This is a genomic window from Pseudovibrio denitrificans JCM 12308 (assembly GCF_001310815.1).
Lineage (GTDB): Bacteria > Pseudomonadota > Alphaproteobacteria > Rhizobiales > Stappiaceae > Pseudovibrio > Pseudovibrio denitrificans.
In genome coordinates this window covers 368,164-379,577 of the sequence record NZ_BAZK01000004.1, presented here as the reverse complement: position 1 = coordinate 379,577, position 11,414 = coordinate 368,164, and the positions used below count along the sequence as shown (strand labels likewise).

Sequence of the window (11,414 nt, the reverse complement as noted above, 5' to 3'; positions counted from 1 at the left end):
CAAACAGAGGGGCTAGTGCTCCTTCTCTGTGTTCGCGCTTCAGAATGCTGCTTTTTAGCTGGTGGCGTTCTTCTTCTGAGCCTTGTCCCATGCTTCGTTGCCCTCTCCCTCACCTCTTTGCCCCTTTGTCAGAGGCAGAACAATCCGGGCGCACAAGCCTGATTGCTCATCACTTCCAGAATCATCTACTGAACCAGCCGATGTTAACTGCAATTCTCCATGATGGAGAGTTACCACCGCCTTGATAAGTGACAATCCAAGTCCAGATCCCGGTGCATGACGAGAGCTGTCGAGCCGGACGAACCGATTACACACCCGCTCGCGGTCGACTTCTGCGATCCCTGCACCGTTGTCTTCCACACTGAGTATAGCTTGCTCATCGTTTGCAGACAGTACGACTTTGATTGCGGGTTTAACATTCTCTTCGGTTGGACGACCGTATTTGAGGGCATTTTCAATCAGGTTGGCCAAAGCCTGAGCCAGAAGTTCGCGGTCGCCTTCAATGGTTGGTTCAGCCTCTGTTGAAACTGAGAAGGTAACACCATCATCTTCGGCAACAGGTTCATATAACTCGCAGACATCATTGACGATGGTGTTCAACTGCAATGGTTCCAGTTGGGCACCAGTAGAACCAGCTTCAACACGAGCGATACGCAATAGGGCGTTGAAGGTGTTGATCAGCTCGTCAGTCTCAACAAGTGTATCCTCGAGACACTCACGCCCCTCTTTTGCATTGAGATCACGGCGTAGGGCAGCCTCAACGCGGCCACGCATGCGTGTGAGAGGGGTTTTGAGATCATGGGCGATGTTGTCGGAAACTTCTTTCAGGCCCTTCATAAGCTCTTCAATCCGGTCCAGCATCACATTGAGATTGCTTGCCAGACGATCGAACTCATCGCCATTGCCAGTCACATCCAGACGGCCAGCAAGGTCACCCTCCATGATCTGACGGGAGCTCATGGACAGGTTGTCGATTCGCTTTAGGATACGGCGGTTGAGGAAGAACCACGTGATGCCAGCCAGCACCACCATGCCGACGAGCCAGAGGGTCAAAGCGTCTCCGAGCAGACTTTTCAAGTGAACCTGATCCTCAAGATCTCGCCCAACCAGAAGCTTGAAGTTACCCGGCAACTCGAAGATGCGCACAATCGCTTTGGCTTTGTTTTCATCCGTTTCAGGAAGGCCAAGCGGCGTGTAGCTGACAAACTGAATTCTGCCGTCGGACTCCGACAGTACCTTTTCAGGCAGGTAGGCGATGTTGCCGGTGATGACATTCCCGGAGTAATCCAGAATGAGGTAAAGATTGGAGTTGGGGCTTCTGACACGACGCTCTACGCCAACTACAAGACCGTTGATGCCGTTTTGGGCGTATTGCTCAGCAAGGCCCTGAATCTCAGCATCAACGGTTTGCACGACCTGTTTGTTCATCAGATCATCTGTGTTCTGCGAGATGAAGATGAACAGGAACACGGAGAGCGCCGTAAACGACGTCAGATAAATGGCTGCCAGCTTGAAGGCTGTGGTTGAGAGGATCCTAGTTAGAGCTGTCACGGATGGAATATCCTGCACCACGAACAGTATGAAGCAACGGGAAATCGAAGCCTTTGTCGATCTTAGACCGCAGCCTTGAGATGTGAACATCAATCACGTTGGTCTGCGGATCAAAATGATAGTCCCAGACGTTTTCCAGCAGCATGGTACGGGTCACCACTTGTCCAGCATGCTTCATAAGGTATTCAAGAAGGCGGAACTCACGAGGCTGTAGCACAATCTCCTGCCCCGCGCGGGTCACAGAGTGCGCGAGACGGTCCAGCACCAGATCGGAGACCTGCAATTTGGTTTCCACCTGAGGACCAGCTTTGCGGCGGCTCAGCACTTCAACTCGTGCGAGCAGCTCAGAAAAAGCGTAGGGTTTTGGAAGGTAATCGTCACCTCCGGCACGCAGTCCGGTGACGCGGTCGTCTACCTGTGACAGTGCTGAGAGGATCAAAACCGGAGTTTCATCACCAGAGGCGCGCAGTGTTTCGATGATGGACAGGCCATCGCGTTTTGGCAGCATGCGGTCGACGACGAGCACATCCCATGTGTTGGAGATTGCCAGCTCAAGTCCGTCTTCGCCATTGTCTGCATGATCAGGTGAGTGCCCTGCTTCTTTCAGTGCTTTGAGCAGATAATCTGCTGCTTCCCGATCATCTTCAATAATCAAGATTCTCATTTTTTCATTTCCCAGAGCAAGGCATTGGTCGTTTTCCCACAATGAAGGGAAACGATAAAAAAATGCAAATGCTGTTGGGGGCAACCATCAGCATTTGCATAAGTTTTATAGGTGAAGTTGGCAGATGGTCAGGTCTCTGCCTTTTCTTCCAGCATTGGTTTTGGGGGCTGACATCAAGTTGAGGGCTTCTCTTGCTATCAGCCCCTCAAACAATCGAGGCACGTGTGAGAGTTATCAGTGCTTCGATAAGGGATCACGAGAGGGGGCGTTTCCCGTGATCCACATTCTTGTCGATGACTTATTCGTCACCTTTCTCCAGTGGGATCGCAACGAACAGAGTGTTTTCACCGCGGGTCACACGAAGCAGGACTGCTTTGCGGCCTTGCTCACGAGCTTTTTCAACCTGCTCTGCAACATCCGCTGGACTCTGAACTTTTACGTTGGCAACTTCGGTGATGATTGCGCCTGGTGCGAGGCCTTTGTCAGCTGCTGGTCCATCCGGATCAACCTTAGTGACAACCACGCCTTCCTCATCAACACCAGCTTCTTCAGCTGTTGCCAGTTCCAGACCAAGGCTGTCTACCAGTGCGGTGTTAGCATCTTCGCTCTGCTTGGCAGAAGCCTGCTGCTTTTCTTCAGGAATGGTGCCGAGCTTTACAGTCGCGGTGTTGATTTCACCATCACGCCAGTACTCAATCTCAACTTCGGTGTTTGGTGAGTAGCCTGCGATGACTTTTGCCAGCTCACGTGGGCCATTCACTTCTTCACCATCCACTTTCAGAATGATATCGCCAGCCTGGAAGCCTGCTGCTTTTGCAGGTGTATCACCCTGCACTTCAGCAACCAGCGTGCCGTTTTCATTATCGAGGCCGAGAGATTCAGCAATGTCCTTGGTGACTGGCTGGATCTGAACACCAAGCCAACCGCGGGTCACTGCACCATCTTCCTTCAGATCAGAAATGATCTTTTTGGCGGTCTGAGCCGGGATCGCAAACGCGATACCTACGTTACCACCGCTTGGAGAGACTATCGCTGAGTTCACGCCAACAACTTCACCCTTCACGTTGAATGCAGGACCACCGGAGTTACCACGGTTCACAGAAGCATCAATCTGGAGGAAGTCATCGTAGATGCCTGCGCCGATGTCACGGCCACGAGCAGAAACGATACCGGCAGTCACAGTACCACCCAAGCCGAACGGGTTACCAACCGCGACGACCCAAGAGCCTACTAATGGTGCATCATCAGCAAATGCGACGTATTCAAACTTTTCTTCGCTTTCCACTTTCAGGAGAGCCAGATCTGAGCGTTTGTCGGCACCGACCAGAGTTGCTTCCAACTCATCACCTTCACTGGTGACGATGGTGAACTCAGTACCGCCTTCAACCACGTGCTCGTTGGTTACAACGTAGCCATCATCAGAGATGAAGAAGCCAGAGCCCTGAGACTGGTCAAAGCGCTTGCGTGGCGGGGCCTTTTTCTTTTGCTCACCACCTTTACCACCGAACTCACGGAAGAACTTCTGCAGTGGGTGGTCATCCGGCATATCGCGGAACATTGGAGGAATGCCACTCAGACGGTCATGCTCTTTTACTTCAGAGCGAACCCGAACAGATACAACGGTTGGCTGCACCGCTTCTACCAGACCAACAAAGTTTGGCATGGCAGGCACATCCACACGTACAGGTTCAGCCTGAGAGGTTGCCGGAACGAGTGTCAGGGGAGCAACCATTGCACCAGCAATTGCGAGTGCCATTGTACCATTGAGAAGACGGGAACGACGTTTGGAAGTAGTTTTTGCAGCAGACAGGGAAACAACGTTGGAACTTGCGTTCTTGGTCAACTTCATTTGGCTCAACTCCATTTAGTCAATCTCAGCCCTACTGGGGGAAACGGGGCTTTTGCATTTCGTTGAGGATGACTATGACAGAGCGAACCTTACAAACACCTATCTGCTACATTAATCTTCTGTAATGATGGGAAAACTTCATAGGTCTTCCCATCAGGACAATCTTAGTCCTTCATGTAACGGCTGGCCCAGGCGGCAATCACGCGCGCTGCATAATCTGCATCTTTGTATTTGAAGAGCAGATGGTCAGCATCATCCAAAGAGATGAATGATTTTGGGTGCTTAGCCGCTTCAAAGATCTGCGCTGCGTTTTCAATGCCAACGGTGGCATCGATTGGGGAATGGAGAACAAGCACTGCTTTCTTCAGAACTGCTACACGAGAGCGGACGTCCTGAGCTTCAAGATCCTCGATAAACTGGCGTTTAATCTTAAACGGGCGTTCACCAAGCTGAACGGTTGCTTCGCCCTTCTCTTTAATCTCATCAAGAGACGCGCCGAAGTTATGAATGACGTGATCTGCGGAGGCTGGCGCACCGATGGTCGCAACAGCTTTGACCTCAGGAACTTCAGAGGCAGCGGCAAGAACTGCGGCACCACCCAGAGAGTGACCAACAAGCAGCTTTGGCGCTTCAAAATGATCACGCAGGTAGTTCGCTGCGAGAATGAGATCCTGAAGATTGGAGGAGAAGTTGGTGGAAGCAAAGTCACCACCACTGTTGCCAAGGCCAGTGAAATCGAAGCGCAGAACGGCAATGCCGTCTTTAGTCAGAGCAGATGCAATGCGGCGGGCAGCTGAGAGATCTTTGGAACATGTGAAGCAGTGAGCGAACAGTGCGTATGCCTTGGGCTCTCCCTCTGGTTTATCCAGACGCGCTGCGAGATGCGCTCCCTGAGAGCCTTCAAATTCCAATTTAATGGGATCGTTTGCCATTTGAACTGTTCCTGTCGTTTCTGCGCAGCTGGCACATTCAGAATATATATTAAAAGACAGGTATCTAGTGCGCGCTTACACGCGTCTTTACAATTCAACTGGTTGCAAGAAGATGTGATTAAGCGTGAGCCCCGCAAACTTGGTTTGCGGGGCTCTACCTGAAATGTCTTATTTGGAGGACATGAGCTTATCAAGCTCTGCTTGCTCTTCGTCCGACAGCGGCTTGACGCCAGCTGTCTCCGTTTTGAGTGGTGCGTACTTTTTCTTTTTAGCTGCACGCCATAAGAAGAAGCCACCAATCAGAAGTGCAAGTGGCCCACCACCCCAAAGGAAAATGGTGTGGAATGCAAAGCGTGGCTTGAGGAGTACGAACTCACCGTAGCGCGCTACGAGGTAGTCCATGACTTCCTTATTGGTATCACCTTCCACCAGACGCTCACGCACCAACAGGCGCAGGTCTTTTGCAAGCTGAGCGTTGGAGTCGTCGATGGACTGGTTCTGACAGACCACACAACGCACTTCCTTAGAGATCTCGCGGGCACGTTCTTCCAGAACGGGATCCTTGAGAACTTCATCCGGGTTTACGGCGAACGCGGCCGGAGTGCCCAAAAGAATGGACGAGATTAATACCAGTACAAACTTCATCTTCATGGTCATTACTCCGCCGGTGCTGCAGCTGTTGCAACGCCGCCAGCTTTGCCCTTGCGTTTGCGGGCAGAAACCGGAGCACCAACACGCAAGCGACGGTCAAAGAGTGCGATACAGCCACCAAGCGACATGATCAGAGTGCCGATCCAGATCAGCGTGATCAGAGGCTTGAAGTAGATACGTGTCACAATACCACCGTTCGCGTCAGAGTCACCTGTTGCGAAGTAAACCTGAGAGAAGCCGAAGGTTGCGATAGAGGTTTCACTCATTGGCATGCCGCTGGCCACATAAGCACGCTTGGATGGTTCCATCACACCGACAACAGTATCACCATTACGGAGTGTGTAGCGGGACACGAGTTCCTGATAGTTTGGTCCGTCCTGGGTCCAGCTTTTTTCATAGGTGATGTGGTAGCCATTTTGCTCCAGCGTTTCACCTGGATGCATCACTTTTACGTGCTCAGATTCAAAGGCCAATGTTGTGACGATACCAAGGACAGTAACGCCAAGACCAGCATGACCAAGAACTGTGGACCATACGGTTGGCGTGAAGCCCTTGATACGGGACATGGCACGACCAAAGCCGATTTTGAACAGCTGCGAACGGTCAACGATTTCCCAAAGCGAGCCGAAGATTGCCCAGAACGCAAGACCGAAGCCAAAGGCTGTCATGATGCTTGTTGTGCTGGCACCCATGAACCAGACCAGACCGACAGTCGCGAGTATGGACAATACAAACGCGGTGGTCAGGCGCTGAGATACACCCCATGCATCACCGCGCTTCCAAGCCAGAAGCTGGCCGAATGGCATCAGGATCAGGACCGGGATCATGATCGGGCCGAATGTCAGGTTGAAGAATGGTGCACCTACGGAGATCTTGTCGCCGGAGAATGCTTCCAGAACGAGCGGGTAGAGCGTACCCACAAAGACTGCTGCACATGCTGTGGTGAGGAACAGGTTGTTCAGAACCAGAGAGCCCTCACGGCTGATTGGTGCAAACAGGCCGCCCTGACGCAGCAGTGGTGCGCGCCATGCGAACAGAGTGAGAGACCCACCCACAAAGATCAGCAGGATCGCGAGGATGAACAGGCCACGCGCCGGATCAACTGCAAATGCGTGCACAGAGGTGAGAACACCGGAACGCACGAGGAAGGTACCCAGCAGCGACAAAGAGAATGTCAGCAGTGCAAGGAACACAGTCCAGACCTTCAGTGCATCACGGCGTTCCATCACGATTGCAGAGTGTAGAAGTGCGGTGCCTGTGAGCCATGGCATGAAGGATGCGTTTTCGACCGGATCCCAGAACCACCAGCCACCCCAGCCGAGTTCGTAGTAAGCCCAGTAAGAGCCCATAGCGATGCCGAGGGTCAAGAAGATCCAGCTTACGAGGATCCAAGGACGAACCCAGCGCGCCCAAGCGGCATCAAGCTTGCCGAGGATAAGGGCAGCTGCTGCGAACGCAAAGACGATGGAGAATCCCACGTAACCCACGTACAGGATTGGTGGGTGGATCGCCAGACCCACGTCCTGCAGCATTGGGTTCAGGCCAGAGCCCTGCATCGGGGCCGGGCTGATGCGCTGGAACGGGTTAGAGGCGACAATAACAAACAGCAGAAATGCGAAGGATACCCAGCCCTGCGCGCCGAGCGTTGCTGCTCGCAAGCGCTGCGGGATGTTGCTAGAGAACACTGCAACCAATGCGCCGAATAGCACCAGAATAAGCACCCAGAGAAGGATGGAGCCTTCGTGGTTGCCCCATACGCCAGAGATCTTATAGATCAGTGGCTTATCGCTGTGGGAGTTCTGATAGGTGTTCAGAAGCGAGAAGTCGGAGGTCAGGTACGCCCAAGTCAATGCGCCAAAGGAAACGCAAGTCAACAGGAACATAATTACGGCTAGGCCGGGTGCCATACCCATCAGACGGTGGTCTGATTTAACTGCACCCCACACCGGAAAGACCGACTGAACAGCCGCGACGACCAATGCCAGGATGAGCGCATAGTGGCCAAGTTCAATTATCATTAGGTTATCCTAGTATCCATTTGGCGCTGGATAACCGGCTCTTTCGGCAGAGCCGGTTTCTCGTAGTTTTTTAGTTTACTTTGGAAGTCTGCTCAGCCGCAGCCTGCTCTTCTTCCATCCAGTGGCCATCTTCCTTCAGGGTCTCGTAGACCTCTTTCGGCATGTAGCTTTCATCGTGCTTGGCCAGAACGGTATCAGCAATAAAGACACCTTTCTCGTCCATGTAGCCTTCTGCGATGATGCCCTGCCCTTCACGGAACAAGTCTGGCAGAATGCCTTTGTAAGCAACAGGAATAGCTTCGGCCTGGTCAGTTACGCGGAAATGGACGACAGAACCCCGGCTCTTATCAACGGAGTCATCTTCCACCAGACCGCCAAGACGGATGCGCTGCCCAACTGCAACTTGCTGTTCAGCGATGTCACTTGGACTCTGGAAATAGGTCACGCTGCTGGAAAGTCCATAAAGAACCAAGCCGACTGCCGACCCCAGCACCAATCCTGCAAGACCAATAAGCCCGAGTCTTTTCTGTTTACGTGTCATACTCGCAGTTCCGTAGATACGTTGCCAACGATACGTATTCTTTTCCGAAAACCGGTTCCCACTTTTCGGGAATACGCTGTAGTGCCTTTCGGCAGTTCATGTTTTGCAGCTCGTCAGAGCATCTTTCGATGCGCTGACTGTTTGTTTCAGCATATCATTTTCCAAAAACCGGTAGCCGCTTTTCGGCGATATGCTGTAGCTGCCTGCCTTATTCGGCAGGGCTCAAGTTCAGGCTCGCGGCCAGCTGGTCGATCTGTTCCAGAGCTGTCGCATCGTCCTTGAGGTTCTCTTTGGCACGAGCTACTGCTTTTGTAGCTTCTGCCTGCTCACCCAGAATAATGCGGGCCTGTATCAGCCGTCCCCATTCGGAGACAGAACCGCCCTCTTCGTTCAGGCGTTCGTCCAGCTGTATAACCATCTGGCTGATCATCTCATTGCGATCTTCTGCACTCATCTGCGCAGCCGCTTCAACTTCTTCAGCAGAAGGTCCTGCTGGCTGCTCAAGTGCCGGGATCGTTCCTGCTTCACCAGATACTACGGCGCCTCTTGCGATCAGTTCGTCACGCTGTGCCTTTGCAGCATCCACCCAAGGAGCATTTGAATCTGCTGTCTTCAGCAGTGCATTCCAGGCGGCCAGCGCTTCGTTTATCTGACCCTTCTGGCCCATAGCCATTGCCAGATAATAGTAGGGTTGCAACATTTCAGGCTTGGCGAGATTGATCCGGCGCAAAACCTTTTCAACTTCTTCGGAAACCTGACCTTCATTTGCAAAGATGCTTGCTTCAGCCCAACCTACCATCAGGTCGAGGTTCTCAGGAAACTGACTCAGCGCCTGCGCATAAGCACGGCGGGCTTTGTCAAACTGACTGGTGCGCATGTAAACTGGTGCGATAACCGCCCAGCCCTGTCCGTCTGTTGGGTTTTCTTTGAGGTGATCTTCTGTTCTTGCGATCAGAACTTCAAGGTCTGCCTCACCGGTTGTCGCGGCCAAACGCTCAGCCCGTGGCTGATCTGGAATTTCCGGAGAACCGTATTGTAAATACATACCTAGCGCGGCCAGAGGCAGCAGAACAACGGCTGTCAGCTGCACAGCGCGCAAGCGCATTTTGGAGGGAGCTTCCCTATCATCGCCCTCGTTTTGCTTGTGTGCGGCCAACAGGCGGCGCGACACTTCAATTTTGGCGGCTTCTGCCATGTCCGGCGCGATGACACCGCGCTCGAGATCTTTTTGTATTTCTTCGAGCTGGGCGCGGAACACAGCTTCATCATTGCGCTCATCAGGATGAACCTTAGGAGAGCGAGCCAATGGAACGAGTACGGTCAATGCGACCGCCGCCGTCAAAATTGCGAGAACTAACCAGAATGTCATAGTGGCTTAAATAGACAGGTTCTAAATGTGAAAGGCAACACTTCCCCCCCTGCGACGGGCAGTCGCACAAGCCATATACCCACAAAATACCTATGAAGTTGCACTTATTTTCTAAAAGACGCAGGCGCTACTAAGGGGTTAGGCCGCATCTTTCATATATGTCCGCTGCCTGCGAATGAGGTTCGCAGTGTCTTCCGGCTCCAATGAGATCTCGCTCATCGATATCAAACGGCTCAATTTTCTCGAAATTTCGCCATAATTCGGAGGGTTTTCGGTCTCGTTTTGCTCTTCTTTAGGAGCTGCCAATAACTTCTCGGAATTGCGATCGATGAAACGTTCGACATGATCTCTGGTTGAGCTTTGCAACTCGTTCAACCCAAGCACACCTGCATATTGTGAGGCTAACTTGGCGAGTTTTAATCCCCTCAAACATTTGTGATAGGAGCGCTGAATCTGCTCAAAACGGAAACCACCTTGCAAATCGGCAAGATCAGGCTTGGTTTCGGAGGCGATTGCCTCTTCCAAAAGAGCGGGCAAGTTGCGGATTTCATCGCGCAGCAATCGGCATAAACGATTCTTTAGCTGAACCGCACGCTGTTGCCACTGGTCGCAAGCATCGAAGCCTTTCAGTTCTTCCAGCTCTTCAAAGTGCAGCAGACAGGCATTGGCAGCCTCTGGCAGGCCAACGATGGCCTCCTCTTCCAAACGCCAGCCCTCAACAACTGACACACTCTGCTCCAGTGATGACAATGCAAACTCAACAAAGGCAGCGTAGGGCGTGCCCGTGACATCTCGCAGTGTTGGTACTGCGGCCAGTGCCTGAGCAAGCTTCATCAGCTCCACAGGGGCTTCATCGAGACGAAGGAACGCCAATGCGGCAAGGTAGTTCACCTCGCTGCGGTTCTCCTCGATATGGGTGCGCATGTTCTTCAGGTCGCTTCCCGAAGACATGGTCAGAATGTCTTCTGCAAATGGCGGTGTGCGGACCATCACCTTTTCCCAGGCAGGCGCACGTTCAAGGATCACCAATGCATCACGGAAAAAGTCAAAGTTGACGTGGCCGCCGACCTTGCGGCGCAGCTTGGTTTTGATCTGGATATCCTGATCCGCCGCTTCCAGCTCTTTTTTAGCAGCAGCCACCAGCCTTAAGCGCAAACCTTCTGCGCAGGTGGAGATTGCCTTTTGGATGGTCTCGTGCGTGGCTGGCAGATCCTGATGCTGGCACAGCTCTTCCAGAGCGGCGACGGCTTCATTGAACTCACTGGAGAGCAACTCCTGCCTCATGTAAGCCCAGAGCGTATCCATGACAGAGGCATCAATGCGACCCGGTTGAGGCGTGGAGAGCGGTGTTACGATCAGGAACGGCTGCAACGGGCTTAGGATTGCGCGTCTGAGCGGAGTATCAAGAGACAGCTTTTGCTCTGGAATATAAGAGGCCTCACCCAGCAATCGGCGAATGGTGAGCAGCATGAGGTCGGAGTTGGGAACAGATTTACCGCATTGAAGCGAGTCTTCGACAGACCGTTCCAACATCTGCAGAGCAGGCTGAGACAAGGCGCTCAACACCTTCTCCATTTGCAATGCTTTATGGTTGACCTCGTGCATCCAAATCTCTCTGGTACTCAGCTTTACTCTGACCGGACAAACACACGCCCGGCTCTCAATCCCTCAAAGCTCACTAGATCCGCTTAACGAGCTCTGGCTTCTTGTTTGAGCGCCTCTTCTTCCAAAAACGAACTTGCTTTTCGGAAACGCGCTCTAGCAGACAACAACCGCTAAAATTGTATTAGTTGATCAAAACTATCGGCGGAATTGCTTAATCAAATCTTGATAAGCGCG

The 11,414-nt window shown here is 52.5% G+C and carries 8 protein-coding genes and 1 pseudogene; all 9 read right to left on the bottom strand.

Annotated elements, in window-relative coordinates; genetic code table 11:
• Window positions 1–54: 54 nt before the first annotated feature.
• Window positions 55–1,551 carry a sensor histidine kinase gene (locus JCM12308_RS07180; protein WP_054783283.1) on the bottom strand — a complete coding sequence of 499 codons (1,497 nt, stop codon included), beginning with the start codon at window positions 1,549–1,551 and terminating at the stop codon, window positions 55–57.
• Window positions 1,535–2,215, bottom strand: a complete 681-nt coding sequence (locus tag JCM12308_RS07175; protein ID WP_050773914.1) for a response regulator transcription factor — start codon at window positions 2,213–2,215, stop codon at window positions 1,535–1,537. Before JCM12308_RS07175 ends, JCM12308_RS07180 begins: the two co-directional genes overlap by 17 nt.
• A gap of 298 nt (window positions 2,216–2,513) precedes the next feature.
• A complete protein-coding gene (locus JCM12308_RS07170) occupies window positions 2,514–4,064 on the bottom strand; it encodes a Do family serine endopeptidase (protein ID WP_008550000.1) in 1,551 nt (516 codons plus the stop codon).
• 173 nt (window positions 4,065–4,237) lie between these two features.
• A pseudogene (locus tag JCM12308_RS07165) lies at window positions 4,238–4,996 on the bottom strand (alpha/beta hydrolase family protein); the annotation flags it as partial.
• A 168-nt stretch (window positions 4,997–5,164) separates the two neighbouring features.
• Window positions 5,165–5,647: a cytochrome c-type biogenesis protein gene (locus tag JCM12308_RS07160; protein WP_373282339.1), complete on the bottom strand. Its 483-nt coding sequence runs from the start codon at window positions 5,645–5,647 to the stop codon at window positions 5,165–5,167.
• A 5-nt stretch (window positions 5,648–5,652) separates the two neighbouring features.
• Window positions 5,653–7,665 (bottom strand): heme lyase CcmF/NrfE family subunit, encoded by a 2,013-nt coding sequence (locus JCM12308_RS07155; protein ID WP_054783281.1) that lies wholly within the window; start codon window positions 7,663–7,665, stop codon window positions 5,653–5,655.
• Window positions 7,666–7,735: 70 nt separating this feature from the next.
• Window positions 7,736–8,206 carry a cytochrome c maturation protein CcmE gene (gene ccmE / locus JCM12308_RS07150; RefSeq protein WP_083416531.1) on the bottom strand — a complete coding sequence of 157 codons (471 nt, stop codon included), beginning with the start codon at window positions 8,204–8,206 and terminating at the stop codon, window positions 7,736–7,738.
• Between the two features lie 208 nt (window positions 8,207–8,414).
• Entirely contained in the window at window positions 8,415–9,575 is a 1,161-nt protein-coding gene (gene ccmI / locus JCM12308_RS07145) for a c-type cytochrome biogenesis protein CcmI (protein ID WP_054783280.1), read from the bottom strand.
• 138 nt (window positions 9,576–9,713) lie between these two features.
• On the bottom strand, window positions 9,714–11,180 hold the full coding sequence (locus JCM12308_RS07140; RefSeq protein ID WP_054783279.1) for a hypothetical protein: 1,467 nt from the start codon (window positions 11,178–11,180) through the stop codon (window positions 9,714–9,716).
• Window positions 11,181–11,414: the final 234 nt, after the last annotated feature.